Source organism: Pseudodonghicola xiamenensis DSM 18339 (assembly GCF_000429365.1).
GTDB lineage: Bacteria > Pseudomonadota > Alphaproteobacteria > Rhodobacterales > Rhodobacteraceae > Pseudodonghicola > Pseudodonghicola xiamenensis.
Genome location: NZ_AUBS01000006.1, coordinates 13262 through 29056, shown reverse-complemented (window position 1 = coordinate 29056; position 15795 = coordinate 13262). Strand labels below are relative to the sequence as shown.

At 63.9% G+C, this 15795-nt stretch carries 14 protein-coding genes; 9 read left to right on the top strand and 5 right to left on the bottom strand.

All coding sequences use genetic code 11. The annotated features are described in order from the left end of the window. Positions 1-78 precede the first annotated feature (78 nt). Positions 79-1083, bottom strand: coding sequence for an asparaginase (locus tag G455_RS0108815; RefSeq protein ID WP_028093369.1), 1005 nt, complete (start codon positions 1081-1083; stop codon positions 79-81). Between the two features lie 194 nt (positions 1084-1277). Here G455_RS0108815 and G455_RS0108810 point away from each other — a divergent pair, with 194 nt between their 5' ends. The 3 genes from G455_RS0108810 (at position 1278) to G455_RS0108800 (ending at position 3497) form a co-directional block, all read left to right on the top strand. Then, positions 1278-1820 carry an invasion associated locus B family protein gene (locus G455_RS0108810; RefSeq protein WP_028093368.1) on the top strand — a complete coding sequence of 181 codons (543 nt, stop codon included), beginning with the start codon at positions 1278-1280 and terminating at the stop codon, positions 1818-1820. A gap of 179 nt (positions 1821-1999) precedes the next feature. Next, a complete protein-coding gene (gene rlmN / locus G455_RS0108805) occupies positions 2000-3154 on the top strand; it encodes a 23S rRNA (adenine(2503)-C(2))-methyltransferase RlmN (RefSeq protein ID WP_229861710.1) in 1155 nt (384 codons plus the stop codon). A gap of 133 nt (positions 3155-3287) precedes the next feature. Continuing rightward, positions 3288-3497: a hypothetical protein gene (locus tag G455_RS0108800; RefSeq protein ID WP_051312305.1), complete on the top strand. Its 210-nt coding sequence runs from the start codon at positions 3288-3290 to the stop codon at positions 3495-3497. 41 nt (positions 3498-3538) lie between these two features. On the opposite strand, the gene G455_RS0108795 is transcribed toward G455_RS0108800, so the two are convergent. Next, entirely contained in the window at positions 3539-4384 is an 846-nt protein-coding gene (locus G455_RS0108795) for an LOG family protein (RefSeq protein ID WP_028093365.1), read from the bottom strand. 157 nt (positions 4385-4541) lie between these two features. Between G455_RS0108795 and gpmI the strand changes: the two genes are divergently transcribed. From gpmI to G455_RS23680, 4 genes are all read left to right on the top strand, one after another. Beyond that, a complete protein-coding gene (gene gpmI / locus G455_RS0108790) occupies positions 4542-6059 on the top strand; it encodes a 2,3-bisphosphoglycerate-independent phosphoglycerate mutase (protein WP_028093364.1) in 1518 nt (505 codons plus the stop codon). Then, on the top strand, positions 6056-7207 hold the full coding sequence (locus G455_RS0108785; RefSeq protein ID WP_084437033.1) for a murein hydrolase activator EnvC family protein: 1152 nt from the start codon (positions 6056-6058) through the stop codon (positions 7205-7207). The genes gpmI and G455_RS0108785 overlap by 4 nt, the downstream gene beginning before the upstream one ends. A 6-nt stretch (positions 7208-7213) precedes the next feature. Beyond that, a complete protein-coding gene (locus tag G455_RS0108780; protein ID WP_028093362.1) occupies positions 7214-8560 on the top strand; it encodes a S41 family peptidase in 1347 nt (448 codons plus the stop codon). 127 nt (positions 8561-8687) lie between these two features. Then, positions 8688-9572 carry an alpha/beta hydrolase gene (locus G455_RS23680; protein WP_240474625.1) on the top strand — a complete coding sequence of 295 codons (885 nt, stop codon included), beginning with the start codon at positions 8688-8690 and terminating at the stop codon, positions 9570-9572. Here G455_RS23680 and G455_RS0108770 read toward each other — a convergent pair whose 3' ends face one another. The 3 genes from G455_RS0108770 to G455_RS0108760 form a co-directional block, all read right to left on the bottom strand. Beyond that, positions 9573-9950: a hypothetical protein gene (locus tag G455_RS0108770; protein ID WP_028093361.1), complete on the bottom strand. Its 378-nt coding sequence runs from the start codon at positions 9948-9950 to the stop codon at positions 9573-9575. It abuts the gene before it with no gap. 11 nt (positions 9951-9961) lie between these two features. Next, positions 9962-10723, bottom strand: coding sequence for a DUF6478 family protein (locus G455_RS0108765; RefSeq protein ID WP_028093360.1), 762 nt, complete (start codon positions 10721-10723; stop codon positions 9962-9964). Positions 10724-10890: 167 nt separating this feature from the next. After that, on the bottom strand, positions 10891-11553 hold the full coding sequence (locus G455_RS0108760) for a hypothetical protein (RefSeq protein ID WP_028093359.1): 663 nt from the start codon (positions 11551-11553) through the stop codon (positions 10891-10893). Positions 11554-11731: 178 nt separating this feature from the next. Between G455_RS0108760 and G455_RS0108755 the strand changes: the two genes are divergently transcribed. Together G455_RS0108755 and G455_RS0108750 are read left to right on the top strand one after the other, a co-directional pair. After that, entirely contained in the window at positions 11732-14845 is a 3114-nt protein-coding gene (locus G455_RS0108755) for an ABC transporter transmembrane domain-containing protein (RefSeq protein ID WP_028093358.1), read from the top strand. Further along, a complete protein-coding gene (locus G455_RS0108750) occupies positions 14838-15737 on the top strand; it encodes a CPBP family intramembrane glutamic endopeptidase (RefSeq protein WP_028093357.1) in 900 nt (299 codons plus the stop codon). The genes G455_RS0108755 and G455_RS0108750 overlap by 8 nt, the downstream gene beginning before the upstream one ends. Positions 15738-15795 lie beyond the last annotated feature (58 nt).

Genomic DNA, 15795 nt, shown 5'->3' with positions numbered 1-15795 from the left:
AGGAAGTTTGTCCTCGACGGGACGTTCTGGTTCCGGGCGGTGACCGAATATCCAAAGGAGGGCGTGCGGTTTCGCCGATCAGCTGCCGCGTTGCAGCCCCTTGGCGGCGCGAATCTGGCCGACCTCGATCTGGCGCCGGTTTCGCAGCACCGGGGCCATGCGCTTGATCGTGGCCGGGTGCCCGGGGTCCAGCACCCCGAGCCCGACCAGCAGCGCCGCGATGGCTGCTTCGCTGGCGCGTGAGGCACCATCGGTGATCTTCAGGGCGACCCCCAGTTTCTTTTCCGGAACGATGGCGACGAAAACGCCCTCGGCCCCGGTCTTGACCGCCACCCGGCCCTCCATCGCGCGCATCAGCTCGGTGCAGGCGCGGCCCTCGCCGGCGACCAGATCGGGATGGGCTGTCATCGCCGCCACCAGCTGTTGCGCTGCCCGGCTGTGGCTGTCGTTGCGGTCGTGGGACGAGGCGAACCAGGCCATCGCACGGGCCAGCCCGGCCAGCGTGGTCTGGAAATTCGGGGCGGAACAGCCGTCGATGCCATAGCCGGGGCTGGTGGCGTCGGTGACCTCTTCGAAAGCTTCGCGCACAGCGCGCTGAACCGGGTGGTCGATCTCGACATACTCCGGGCCGGCACCCAGATGCTGCGACAGGGTGAGAAAGCCGCAATGCTTGCCGGAACAGTTGTTGTGGTACTGGCAGGGCTGCTGATCGGCGCGAATCAGCGCATAGCGCGCTTCGCGGTCGTCGGGCATCTGCGGGCCACAGCGGAAATTGTCATCACCCAGCCCCAGATCCTCCAGCCAGGCGCGCACCCGCGTGGTGTGGATCGCGGCCCCGTTATGCGAGGCGCAGGCCAGGGCAAGCTGTTCGGAACTGAGCCCATAGGCCGCCGCCGCGCCCGAGGTCACCAGCGGCAGCGCCTGGATCATCTTGCAGGAGCTGCGCGGATAGATCAGCGCCTGTGGATCGCCCCAGGCCTGAACGATCTGGCCACTGTCGTCGCAGATCACCGCATGCCCGAGATGCAGGCTTTCCAACAGGTCGGCGCGCCAGATTTCTGCCATGGGAACGGGATTGGTCATGTGATGCTCCGCCAATATGTGTTTTTCTGCTGCAGCATATGGCGAATTTCTGCCAATCGCCCTTTCGCCCGTGGCGAAAGGTACGTTACTGTGGCTAAGTCGGCAAGCGATGGCTGCGTGTGGGACAGATGGCTGGGAAAGCTGCGGGCGCGCCGGAGTAATTGAGGTAAAAGGACAGTCTGGAGGCTGGACAAATGGGATCGAAACACGCCCGTACCATTGCGGGCCTGTGCTTGGCCGGAATGGTCGCATTCACTGGAGCAATTCCCGCCATCGCGCAGGAGGAAAGCACCAATCGGGTCGCGGCCAAGACCGACTGGAGCGTCTTCGTCGAAAAAGACCCGAAAGAATGCTGGAGCGTTTCGGCTCCGAAGGAAACCGTCAATACCCGCGATGGGCGGGTGGTTGCGGTGCGGCGCGGCGATATTTTGCTGTTCGTCTTCTTCCGCCCGGCGGCGGGCGTGTCGGGGCAGGTGACCTTCACCGGCGGCTATCCTTTCGCGGGCGGCTCCACCGTCAATCTGACCATCGGGGACGATCAGTTCGAGCTGTTCACCGAAGGCGAATGGGCCTGGCCGGCGAGCGAGGCCGACGATGCCAAGATCATCGCGGCGATGAAGCGCGGGGCCAGCGCGGTGCTGACGGCACGATCGGCCCGTGGCACGCAGACCAAGGACACATTCTCGTTGCTGGGCTTTACCGCCGCAGTCGAGGACGCTGAAACCCGCTGCAAATAACGCGCGGGATTGCCGAGGTCGTGACTGACGCCCGTGCATGTGCCGCGGGCGAAATCCTTTTGATTCGGACGGAAAACCCTATATAGGGGCGATCTGCCTGAAAACTTGTCCTCGTAACCGCGAAAGCCGTGTCCATGTCCGTTCCCACATCCGCAAGCGCGCCTATCACCCAGGATGTCATGACGATCCCCCGCAAGCTGCCGGAGGGGGCGGTCAATCTGGTGGGGATGACCCGCGATCAGATGCGCGCGGCGTTGATCGAGGCGGGCACGCCCGAGAAACAGGCGAAGATGCGGGTCAATCAGATCTGGCAGTGGATCTATCAATGGGGCGTGCGTGATTTCGCCCAGATGACCAATCTGGCCAAACCCTATCGTGCCCTCCTGGCCGAGCATTTCACCGTCGACATCCCCGAGGTGGTCAGCCGCCAGGTCAGCAGCGATGGCACCCGTAAATATCTGGTGCGTATTGCCGGCGGCCATGAGGTCGAGGTGGTCTATATCCCGGAAGAGGATCGCGGAACGCTCTGTGTCTCCAGCCAGGTGGGGTGCACGCTGACCTGTTCCTTCTGCCATACCGGCACGCAAAAGCTGGTGCGCAACCTGACCGCGGGTGAGATCATCGGCCAGGTGATGATGGCACGCGACGATCTGGGCGAATGGCCGGTGCCCGGAGCGCCCAAGGACGAAACGCGTCTGCTGTCCAATATCGTGCTGATGGGCATGGGCGAGCCGCTTTATAACTTCGACAACGTGCGCGATGCGATGAAGATCGCCATGGACCCCGAGGGCATCCAGTTGTCGCGCCGGCGCATTACCCTGTCGACCTCCGGTGTGGTGCCCGAGATCGCCCGCACCGCCCAGGAGATCGGCTGTCAGCTGGCCATTTCCTTCCACGCGACGACGGATGAAACCCGCGACGTACTGGTGCCGATCAACAAGCGCTGGAAGATCGAGGAACTGTTGAACGCGTTGGCCTCCTATCCCAAGGCGTCGAATTCCGAACGGATCACCTTTGAATATGTGATGCTGAACGGGGTGAACGACACCGACGAGGATGCGCATCGGCTGATCAAGCTGATCAAGGACCATAACATCCCGGCCAAGATCAACCTGATCCCCTTCAACGAATGGCCTGGCGCGCCCTACAAGCGGTCATCGAACAATCGTATCCGGGCGTTTGCCGATATCATCTACAAAGCCGGCTATGCCTCTCCGATCCGAACGCCGCGAGGCGAGGATATCATGGCCGCTTGCGGTCAGCTCAAATCGGCCACCGAACGTGCCCGCAAGTCGCGCAAGCAGATCGAGGCCGAGGCCGGGATCGCCAAGTAGGCCCGACAATTGCTGCGTTTTCGGGAGCAATCCCGGGGACGGCCGCAAAAATTCCCCAATCCCGGTACAATTAAGCCGTCGTCAACAATCAGTTTCCATACTGCAAACAGCAATGAGTGCAGAGGAGACGAGTATGGCACAGGGTATTTGCCGCATGACCCCGGTCGAGGTGCCGGTTCTGGAGCTTCTGATGCGGGAGCGCGAAAAGGCGTTGAGCCCGCGGGAATGGAAATTCCGGCTGGCGGGCTATGGTTACGAAATCAGGGATGTGGCGGGGCGCCAGATGGTGACCAAGCTGCCAGAGAACACCGACCTGGGGTTTCTGCCGGCGCAGGGCTGCTGAACGAATGTCCGACCGGGGCCGTGGGGCCCCGGAGGGCAGGGTCAGAGCCGCCCGGGGATTTCATCGCGCGGTGGCGCGGGTTCCCAGTTTTCGATCAGTTCGGCGGCCTCGGCTGCCGTATCGACAAAGCGGAAGAGGGTCAGATCTTCGGCCGAAATGGTGCCGGCATCGGCCAGCGCCTCCCAGTTGATGACCTTTTCCCAAAAGGCGCGACCGAACAGCAGGAAGGGCACGCGCTCCATCCGGCCGGTCTGGATCAGGGTCAGGGATTCGAACATCTCGTCCAACGTGCCGAAACCGCCGGGGAAGATGCAGATCGCCCGCGCCCGCATCAGGAAATGCATCTTGCGGATGGCGAAATAGTGGAAGTTGAAGGCCAGCTCGGGCGTTACATATTGGTTGGGTGCCTGTTCGTGCGGCAGCACGATGCCAAGGCCTACGGAAATGCCGCCGGCATCCGCCGCGCCCCGGTTGCCGGCCTCCATCACGCCTGGGCCGCCGCCGGTGGTCACCACGAATTCTCGGTTGTTCGTGGCAAGGGACTTCAGCGTCATCAGCCGGGCGAATTCGCGCGCCTCGTCATAGAATGCCGACAGTTCGGCCAGCGTTTCGGTATGGGCCCGGTGCTTTTGCGCAGGCTCCGGGATCCGGGCGCCGCCAAACAGCACGATGGTGCTTTCGATCTGGCGTTCTGCAAGTAGCAGCTCGGGTTTGAGCAGCTCCAGCTGCAGCCGCACCGGGCGCAGTTCGTCGCGGAGCATGAACTCATCGTCGGCAAAGGCCAGCCGATAGGAAGGCGAACGGCTTTGCGGGGTGTCGGGGATTTGCCTGGTAGTGCTCCGGTCGCTGTGGGCGTCGCGGAATACGCTGATGCGGTCTTCGCTCATGAATTCGTCCCAAATGGAAACCAGTCAAGATCTAGCGGTTTTGCCGCAACAAGGCTAGGGCCGACCGGAGATGCGAGAGCCGGAGATGCGAAATCCGGTTCACCCCGGCCCGCTCCGGCGGTAGAAGGCGGTGACCGAATTGTAACGGAGTTCTCCGATGACCGCCCCCAAACCCGTTGTGCTGTGCATTCTGGATGGCTGGGGTCTTTCCGACGAAGCCAGGAACAACGCGCCGCTGCAGGCCGCGACGCCGAATTTCGATGCGATCATGTCGAAGGGGCCGCACGCCACGCTGATCACCTATGGTCCCGACGTGGGGCTGCCGACTGGGCAGATGGGCAACTCGGAAGTCGGGCACACCAATATCGGCGCCGGTCGGGTTGTGGCGATGGATCTGGGGCAGATCGACCTGTCGATCGAGGATGGCTCGTTCTTCGAAAACGACGCGCTGTTGGCCTTTATCGCCAAGCTGAAGGCGACCGGCGGCACCGCACATCTGATGGGGCTGGTGTCCGACGGCGGGGTGCATGGCCACTTGAACCATATCGCGGCCGCAGTCCGCACGATTGCAGCGAGCGGCGTGCCAGTGGTGCTGCATGCAGTGACCGACGGTCGCGACGTCGCGCCGAAATCGGCGTTCGAATACATGCGCGAGCTTGAGGAGCATCTGCCCGAGGGCGCCTGCATCGGCACCGTGGTCGGTCGCTATTACGCGATGGACCGGGACAACCGTTGGGCCCGGGTGACCGAGGCCTATAACGCCATGATCAAGGCCGAAGGGCGGCATGCGACCAGTGCCCATGCCGCGATTGATCAGGCCTATGAACAGGGCGAGACCGATGAATTCATCGGCGCCACCGTGGTCGGTGATTACAAGGGGGCCAGGGACGGCGACGGTTTCTTCTGCCTGAACTTCCGCGCTGACCGCGCCCGCGAGATCCTGCGCGCGATTGCTGAGCCGGGCTTTGCCGAATTCGATACCGGCATGCGGCCGAAATGGGCTGCGCTGCTGGGCATGGTCGAATATTCGGTGCAGCATAACGAATATCTCGATACAGTCTTTCCCAAGCGCGAAATCATCAACACGCTGGGGGCCTGGGTGGCGAAACAGGGGCTGCGCCAGTTCCGCCTGGCGGAGACCGAGAAATATCCGCATGTCACCTTCTTCCTCAATGGCGGCAAGGAAACGCCCGAAGAGGGAGAGGATCGTTTCATGCCGAAGTCGCCCGACGTGGCGACCTATGATTTGAAACCCGAGATGTCCTCGGTCGAGGTGACCGACAAGCTGGTCGAGGCGATCGGGGCGGGCTACGACCTGATCGTGGTGAATTATGCCAACCCCGATATGGTCGGCCACACCGGCGATCTGCAGGCGGCGATGAAGGCCTGCGAGGCGGTCGATACCGGGCTGGGCCGGGCGATTGCGGCGCTGGAAAAGGCCGGTGGCGCGATGATCGTGACGGCCGATCACGGCAATTGCGAACAGATGTGGGACCCGGAAACCAATGGACCGCATACCGCGCATACGCTGAACCTGGTGCCGGTGGCGCTGGTCGGCGGGCCTGCCGGGGCTGGGCTGCACAACGGGCGGTTGGCGGATCTGGCGCCGACGGTGCTGGCGCTGATGGGGTTGCCGCAGCCTGAGGAAATGACCGGGAAAAGCCTTCTGGAATGACGCTGATCCGCGCTGTCTCTGTCGCTGTCTGTCTCGCCGGTCTCTGGGCCGGCGTGGCGGTGGCCGAGGCTCCGAAAGACCCGGCGGCGGCAGCGCGGGAGGCCGCCGACCAGCTTGAAAAGGCAGCGGTGGAGCTTCAGGGCGCCGTCGATGCGCGTGATCGTGTCAAGGCGCTGACCGAGACGGTGCGCGCCTATGAGGCGGGGCTCGAGGCGATGCGAGACGGGTTGCGGCGGGCGGCGCTGCGCGAGGCCCAGCTCAGCCGGCGGCTGGAGGCGCGCGAAGGCGAGATCGCCCAGCTCATGGGGGTGCTGCTGACCATCGAAACCTCGCCGCCGCCGGTGCTGATGCTGCACCCGCAGGGGCCATTGGGCAGCGCGCGCTCTGCCATGATCCTGGCCGAGGTCACGCCCGAGCTGAACGTGAAGGCCCAGGACCTGCGTCACGATCTCGAAGAGGTGCAGACATTGCGCCTTCTGCAGCAGAACGCCGCCCAGACGCTGGAAGACGGGCTGTCCGGCGTGCAGCAGGCGCGGGCGGCCCTGAGCCAGGCGATCGCCGACCGTACAGATCTGCCGCGTCGGTTCACCGCCGATCCGGTACGCACGGCGATCCTGATCTCCTCGACCGAGACATTGGCCGGTTTCGCCAGCGGCCTGTCCGAGATGTCCGACAAGCCGATCGCCGATAGCGATGGCGATATCTCGGCCCAGAAGGGCGCGCTGCCGATGCCGGTGCAGGGGGTTGTTCTGCACAAGTCGGGCAGCGCCGATGCAGCCGGCATCAAACGGCCGGGTATCGTTGTCGCCACTCGCCCGCGTGCCCTGGTCACCAGTCCGACGGCTGCGACGATTCGCTATCGCGGCCCGTTGCTGGACTTGGGCAATGTCGTGATTCTCGAACCGCAGCCCGACATGCTGATCATCCTTTCCGGCCTGGCCGAGGTCTATGGCGAGGCGGGGCAGGTGATTCCGGCGGGAACGCCGGTCGGATTGATGGGCGGGAAGGTCCCGGAAATCGGGGCGATCTTGTCACTAAGCGGTGATGGCACTGGCGCTGAGCGTTCGGAAACGCTCTATATAGAGATCCGAGAGGCTGGACGCCCAGTGGATCCCGAGACATGGTTCCGGACCGACAAGGATGGATAGGACGGTATGAGAAAGTTCGTGATGGCCGCGCTGTGCGGCACGGTGGCTGGCATCGTTGCGACCACGCAGGTGGCCGGTCCGCTTCTGGCCGAGGAAAGCGCGCGCGGCTCGAACGTCTACGAACAGCTTGACCTGTTCGGTGATATTTTCGAACGCATCCGGTCGCAATATGTCGAGCCGGTGGACGAATCCAAGCTGATCGAGGCGGCGATCAACGGCATGTTGACCTCTCTCGATCCGCATTCCAGCTATCTGTCGCCCGAGGACGCTGCCGCCATGCGGGTGCAGACCCGCGGTGAATTCGGTGGTCTTGGTATCGAGGTCACCCAGCAGGACGGTTACGTCAAGGTCGTCTCGCCGATGGACGGCACCCCGGCGGATGAGGCCGGCATCGAGGCGGGGGATTTCATCACCCATGTGAACGGCGAAAGCGTTCTGGGGCTGACCCTGGATCAGGCGGTGGACATGATGCGCGGCCCGGTGGGGTCGGAAATCGTGATCACCGTGGTTCGCGAGGGCGAGGAAGAGCCGTTCGATGTCACCATCATCCGTGACACCATCAAGCTGACTGCCGTGCGCGCCCGGACCGAAGGCAGCACGGTGGTGTTGCGGGTCACCACCTTCAACGATCAGACCACGCCGAATTTGCAGGCGGGTCTTGCCGAACAGATCAAGGCTGCCGGCGGCATCGACAAGGTCAACGGTATCGTGCTCGACCTGCGCAACAACCCGGGCGGGCTGCTGACCCAGGCGATCAAAGTGTCGGATTCCTTCCTCAACAGTGGAGAGATCGTCTCGACCCGCGGGCGCAACCCCTCGGATGGTGAGCGGTTCAACGCCACGCCGGGCGATCTGGCCGAAGGCAAGCCGATGGTGGTGCTGATCAATGGCGGCTCTGCCTCGGCATCGGAAATCGTCGCTGGTGCGCTGCAGGATCACCATCGCGCCATCGTCGTTGGCACCAAGAGCTTTGGCAAGGGATCGGTGCAGACGGTGATGCCGCTTCGGGGCGATGGCGCCATGCGGTTGACCACGGCGCGCTACTACACACCGTCGGGGCGGTCGATCCAGGCCTTGGGGGTGTCCCCCGATATCGTGGTCGAACAGCCCCGCCGTCCGGTCGGTGCCGCCGCCACAGAGGAGCCGACCCGGCCCCGTGCCCGTACTGAGGCCGACCTGCGTGGCCGGCTGAGCAACGACAGCCTGACCGAGGATGAGATTCGGCAGATCGAGGAAGATCGGGCCAAGGCCGAAGAGGCCGCGCGGTTGCGTGATGAGGATTATCAGCTCGCCTATGCGATTGATATCCTCAAGGGGCTCTCGGTGATCGCGACCGAAAACACGGGCCAGTAACCTGCCGCGGCGGGGAGAGTTCGGCGCGGCGCGGGCTCTGATCCGCGTCGCCGGCCTGTGTGCCGGTATCTGTGGTTTGTTCTCAGGCCCGTTCTCGGGCCTGACCGTCAGCGCTGCCCCGGCCGAGGTGATCTCTTTGCCAGGCCCGTCGGGGCCGTTGCGCGGCGCCGCTCTGCTGCCGGAAAATCCTCGTGCGGCGGTGGTGATCATTCCCGGGTCCGGGCCGACCGATCGCGATGGAAACAGCCCTCAGGGGCTCAGTTCCGACACCTACCGGCTGCTTGCCGAGGCGCTTGAGGCGCGCGGCATCGGCTCGGTTCGGATCGACAAGCGGGGCATGTTCGGCAGCGCCGGCGCGCTGGAGGACGCCGAGGCGGCCACCATCGCCGGCTATGCCGAGGATGCTGTCGCCTGGGCCGGGGCGCTGGCCGGGCGCACCGGGCAGTCCTGCGCCTGGCTGGCGGGTCACAGCGAGGGCGGGCTGGTGGCCCTGGCGGCGGTTTCCGGCGCCCGATCGGGGCCTGTCTGTGGGGTGATCCTGCTGGCCACACCGGGCCGGCCGCTTGCCGCGCTGTTGCGCGAACAGCTCCAGGCGAACCCTGAAAATGCCCCCTATCTGGACCAGCTTGACCGGGCGGTGACGGTGCTGGAGCGGGGTGCAATGGTCGATCCGGAGACGATCAGCCCGGTGCTGAGGCCACTGTTCCGGGCCGGGTTGCAACGTTACATGATCCAGCTTTTTGCCTATGATCCGGCGGTTTTGGCCCGGGCGGTGCAAGTGCCGGCGCTGATCGTTCAGGGCGGGCGCGATCAGCAGGTGCGTCCGGTTGATGCCGATACCCTGGCCCGGGCGATGCCGCATGCAGGGCGCCTCGATCTGCCGCAGATGACCCATATGCTGAAGGCCGATCAACCCGATCAGCCGTTCGCCACCTATACCGATCGCAGCCTGCCGCTGGTGCCCGAGGTCGCGGCGACGATCAGCGATTTCATCTTGACCCGCAACGACTGATTATGCCGTTTCCAGACAGTGCCGGCGGAAAACGCGTTTGAGCATGTCGAGTTCAGCACGCAGCAATTCGACCTCGGCGCGCAGGTCGTCATTGGCGATCTCGCCGGCGATCAGGGTGAAATCACCCAGCTTGCCATCGGTCGCCCCATCATAGATCAGGACGGTATGTACCCCGTCGGCCACGGCTTCCTCGGGCACCGGTACGATCAGCTCCCAGCTCCCGGGCGTTTCGCTCTCGGTCAGCTCCACCCCATCGACCGGACGGTCGAGATAGGCGGCGCGCACATCGGGCCGGGCGCCGCTGGTCCTGGCCCCGGTCAGCCGGCCTTCCCAGCGGCCATTGCGCATGCGGATTTTCGTCAGGGTTAGATCGCTCATCCCGGAGCCTCCTAAATCGCGGCCCGGCGCCGCCGGGAAAATGTGAGATCGCGGATCACCACCTGATTCATCTCGGGCGCCTCGAAGATCAGATCGAGCCAGATCTTTTCGATCCGCTTTTCGTTCAGTCGGGAATAGGCGAGATCGAATTCCACCTTCACCTCTTCCTCGTTCAGGGGCAGTTCGCGGACGATCTGTTCGGTGTTGGGGCCGTGCTGGATATTCAAGCGGGCAAAGATCTCCAGCGGCTTCTCCACTTCGATGATGGTGTCGGTCCTGATGATATGTTCCCGGGTCAGCCCGGCTGTGGCGTCTGGTGGCAGGTCGATCACCAACGACATGAAGGACCCGTCGAAGTTGAACACGTCCAGGCGCAGCCCATAGGCGGCGAGATCGGCCTCGCGGGTGTTGCGAAGCTGGCGCAGGGTCAGTTCGGACTGACTGCAGTCGTGAAACAGGGTCACCTCGTCGCCCAGCATCGACTCGCTTTTGACCGAGCTCAGACCGGGCGCCGGTAACGGCCCGCGCCACAGCTCGGGGCGCCAGGCCCAATCGGTGCCATGCGGACGCGGGAAGTAAGAGGTGCCGATATGCGGCAGCGCCAGCCGGCCGTCGGCGATATGGATCAGGCTGTCCAGATGGGTGCGCAATTCGCGCGCGCGGTTGCGTTGCAGGCGAAGCCTGGGCAGGGGGGTCACCTTGGCCTGAGCTGCAGCACGCTTCCAGCGGCGCAGAAGGCGCGCGAAAATCAGACGATCCAACGTTCTGCCCATGTCTGCATCCTTTTCCCGGACCGGACCGGGCCAGTCGTGATTGCAGCCAGTTTATCGACACGGAGGGGCCAAGATAAACCGGCAATTGTTTCTGTTGTCGAAATAACTTGCCGCCGGGAGCGGGCGGGGACGCGACGCTTTGTCCGGACGCGGGGCGCCCGCCCGTCTCAGCTTGATCCGGGTCTGGGCTGCGGCGTGGTGGCTTTGGAGCCACTCGCAGAGCTGTGCGCAGCGGCGCGGCTGGCGGTGCGGGTCCGGCGGGCGACCTCGGCCAGCAGATCGGCGGCCGTTCCCTTCGGGGCGGGGGCGCTGGCGGGAACATAGATGGCAAGTGCCACCAATTGGCCGTTCAGCGCGAAGGCGCCGCGCCATTGTTCGCCCGAAAGGGCGGCTGCGGTGCCGGGGGCGTCGGTCAGCCGGATCAGCGGTACAGAGCCGCGGGTCCGGGTTTCGATCACCCGGGCGGGGGCGGTGGACTGGCGCAGATCGTTCAGCGATGGTGCGCGCTGGCCCTCAGCCATAGGTGCGGTGGTCACGGTGATCAGCGCCAACCTGCGGTTGTTGACCAATTCCCGCCCCCCGAGCGTATCGCAGCGCGCCATCAGCGCGAAACCCCCACGGGGGCCCGTCTTTAGTGACCGGCGGTCAATGCAGTATCCGGGGGGCGCAACGACCTGCACCTTGCCCCGGGGGCCCTGTGCCAGGGTGGCCTCGGTCAGCTCTGCCGCGCGGCCGCCCCCGGGGGGCAGCCCCTCGGTGCAGCCGATCAGCAAGCCGAGAGCGAGGGCTGCCAGAGACGACAGGACCGTTTTGCGACAGACCGGTTTCATGCGACGCAGATAGCGGCGGCTCCGTCCCGGGACAAGTCCGAACCCGTCGGGGGTTTTGCGGTGCCTTGTAATCGCGGGGCGCAATGCGTACCGTCAGGCGACGCGCGGAGCCCGGGGCCGCCCGTGCAACGAGAGACGAAGCGGTGCCCTTGGGCACATCGGGCACAAGGGCCGGGTGATGGAACCCAACCTGTTTTCTTTCATCTGGAAGCACTCCAGGCGCCAGCAGCTCTGGCTGCTCCTCTTGACGTTTGTATCCTTCCCCTTCCTCTACCTGTCGCTTGAGATCCCGAAGAAGATCATCAACGACGCCATCGGGGCGCAGACGACGCAGATCGACGTCTACGGGATGCAGCTCGGTCAGGTGGAATACCTGCTGTTGCTTTGCTGCGGGTTCTTCGGGGCGGTGCTGATCGGCGGGTTGATGAAGATGTATATCAACACGTTGAAAGGGGTGCTGGCCGAGCGCATGTTGCGACGGCTGCGGTTCGAGCTGATCAGCCGAATGTTGCGGTTCCCCAAGCCCTATTTCCGCACCACCAGCCAGGGTGAGCTGGTGTCGATGATCTCCTCCGAGGCCGAGCCGATGGGCGGGCTGATGGGGGATGCGGTGGCGCAGCCGGTCTTTCAGTTCGGCCAGATGATGACGGTGATCTTTTTCCTGTTCATGCAGAGCTTCTGGTTCGGCATCGCGTCGGTTGCGCTGATCCCGCTGCAGGCCTGGCTGATCCCGATGTTGCAGCGGCAGATCAACCTGATGAACAAGGAGCGCATCGTCGAGGTGCGCAAGCTGTCGACCGAGATCGGCGAGACTGCCGCCGGCATCACCGATCTGCGTGTGAATGGCGGCTGGCGGTTCCGGCTGGCACTGTTCACCGACCGTCTGGGCAAGCTCTTCGAGATCCGGTTCCGGATCTACAAGAAGAAATATTTCATGAAGTTCATCAACAACATGATCGGGCATCTGACGCCCTTCATGTATTATTCGGCGGGTGGCTACCTGGCGATCCAGGGGGAAATTACCGTCGGCGCCCTGGTGGCGGCGCTTTCGGCCTATAAGGACTTGTCGAGCCCCTGGAAGGAGCTTTTGACCTATTACAACCAGGTGCAGGACATGTCGCTGCGCTGGGAGGTGGTGACCGAACGTTTCGCGCCCAAGAACATGATCCCCGAAGCGCTGTTCGATGGTGAACCTTCGACGATGCCGCATCTTTTGGGCGCGATCGAGCTGCGTGACGTCACGGTGCGCGATCAGGACGGAAATGTGGTTCTCGAAAACATCTCTGTGACCATTCCGCCGAAATCTCGGGTGGCGATTCAATGCACCAAGCCGACCGAACGCACTGCTCTGGCTGAGCTGCTGCTGCGCGAGACATTGCCGTCCAGTGGCGAGGTGATCATCTCCGGCCACCCGATCAACAGCCTGCATCAGGCGGTGATCGCGGCGCGGATCGGCTATGCCAACTCGCACCCCTATCTGTTTGATGGGACGCTGGGGGATAACCTGCTGATGCCGCTGAAGACCCGGCCGCAGACAACGCCGCATGCGGCGCGTTCGCGTGCGATGGCCGAAGCGGCGCGGGCGGGCAACAGCACGGACCCGTTGGATGTGGATTGGGTCGATCCTGAAATCGCCGGGCTCACTGACGGGGCCGAGGTGCGGGACTGGTGGTTCAAGCTGGTCGAGGCGATGGGGATCGACGAATCCATGTTTCGCCGGACCCTGCGGTCCTGTTTCGATCCGGCGCTGCATCCCATGCTGGCGCATGACATCGTGGCCCTGCGCCCCGAGATCGCGGCCAAGTTACACGAGCGGGGGCTGGATGAGGCGCTGTTCCGTTTCGATCCCGATCAGTTTAATCCGGCAGTGCCGCTGGCTGGAAACCTTCTGTTCGCGACGCCGATTCGCGAATTCACCCCCGAGGCGCTGTCCCGTGACGACCGCTTTTTGCAGATGCTCGATGGCGAGGGGCTGACGGAAGAGGCGATTGCGATCTCGATCGGGGTGATCGACACGTTGAACCGCGCATTCGGGCGGGACGGCACCCACCACCCGCTGTTCCGGCGCCTCGGTCTGGACGAGGATATCTATCGGCGGGTGTCCGATATCGCGGCGGCCCGTAACTCCCGGCGCGGCAAGCGGATGTCGCGGCAGGATCGCGCCATGCTTCTGATCGTGCCCTTCATGCTGACGGCAGAGCAGATTGGCCCGACCTTCCCGGAGGAATACAAAGAAAAGATTCTGGCCATCCGCCGGGCGCGGGGGGCCGAGCTGCGTGAGAAGCTGAGCGATACCTTCTTGCCGGTGACGCCGGACCACTATGTGCCGCGGCTGACGGTGATGGAAAACGCGATCTATGGCCGGGTGTCGCAGATGGCAGGGGCCCGGGCCGACGAGATCGAGGATGTGGTGGCCGAGGTGCTGAGCGCCCACAATCTGCGTCACCGGACCACCGCCATCATCTATGACCTTCAGGCCGGGCTTGGCGGCACCAATCTGGCGCCGGTGTTTCAGGAACGCACGGCCTTTACCCGGGCGGGCATCAAGCGGCCCGATATCCTGATCATGGACAATGTTCTGGCCAGTCATAACGCGGCCAGCCGGCTGCGTACGCGCGAAAGGTTGCGCGATCTTCTGCCCAGGTCAGTCTTGCTGTTCATGGAGGCAAAGTTCGAGAACCCCGACGCCTATGACATGTTCATTGAAATCCGCAACGGTCGCATTGACGGCAGCCTGCGGTCTGTGGCGGCGGCGGGAGAGGGCGCCGGCGACGATCTCAGCCGCAAGATCGCCATTCTGTCCGCCAATTCTCTGCTGGGCGGGCTGAGCCTGCCGAACCGGCGTCTGCTGGCCTTTTCCGCGCAGTGGTACGAGGCCGCAGCGGGGCAAAAGGTCTTTTCCCACAATCAGGCCGCGGATGCGGTCTATCTCTGTCTCGAAGGCGAGGCGGAATTGCACTGGCCTGATTCGGAACAGACCATGCTGGCGCCAGTGTCTACGGTGCGGCCCGGCCGGCTGATCGGTGATCTTGCCGTGATCACCCGGGACAAGCGGTTTCTCGATCTGGTGGCGGTGAAGCCGACCAGATTCCTGCGGATCGGAGCCGAGGAATTCCGGGCGGTGATCGAAAACGATGCCTCGGTGGCGCTGGCATTGCTCGAGGCGGTGGCGGCACATCTGACCGGTGCGACGGCGCTGCTGCAACAGGCCAGGATCAATCTGGCAGATTATGCTGGCCCGCCGGCGGGGCCGTTGTCGCCGGAAAAGCTGAACGAGTATTTCGATGACTGAATATCGCTCTTTCGCGGCCTATGCCGAGCATGCACTTCTGGTGGAGCCGATCCGGTCGCGGCGCGAACTCTGGCGCTTGCTGCTTGGGGGGGTGCTGATCCTGGTGATCATCTTCGGCCTGAATTCACTGTTTTATAATCTGGTTCGCACCCTGGCGCCCGCCGCCTGGTATGCGGATCTGTTCACCGGGCATTTGCCCGGGCCGACGCTGTTGATGCTGGCAAGCTTTGGCTTCATGACATTGGCGACGCTGGTGGCGGCCAATCTCTTGCAAAAACGTCCGGGGCTGAGTGTTCTGGGGCCGCCCGCGCGGCTGATCTGGCAGTTCTGGCGGGTATTGCGGCTGCTGCTGGTGCTGGGGGCGGTGATGCTGCTGCTGCCGCCCTATGATGTCGGTGAACCGCTGGTCCCGAACCTGTCCTTCGGCCATTGGCTGATGCTGTTGCCGTTGTCGCTGGGGGCGGTTCTGATTCAGACCAGCGCCGAAGAGGTATTGTTCCGCGGCTATTTGCAGCAAAGCCTTGCGGCCCGGTTTTCCAGCCCTCTGGTCTGGATGGTGATCCCTTCGGCCTTGTTCGCGTTGGGCCATTATATGCCGGTCGAGGCTGGCCCGAACGCCGGGTTGGTGGTGGTCTGGGCCGCGCTCTTCGGGGTGCTGATGGCGGATCTGACCGCGCGGGCAGGATCGCTTGGCCCCGCGATCGCGGTTCATTTCTTCAACAATATCACGGCGCTTCTGTTCACCGCCTCGCCCGAGGTTCTGAATGGCCTGTCGCTCTATCTGCTGCCATTCCCGATGAGCGGCACGGAGCTGGCGCGGGACTGGCTGGCGGCAGATTTCGCCATGCTGTTCATCTGCTGGCTGGTTGCCAGGCTGGCGATCAGGCGCTGATTGCATTTACCGGCCTGCGGGCTTATCTCAGGCCCCGAAGCCGCTGCGACGGCTTCTG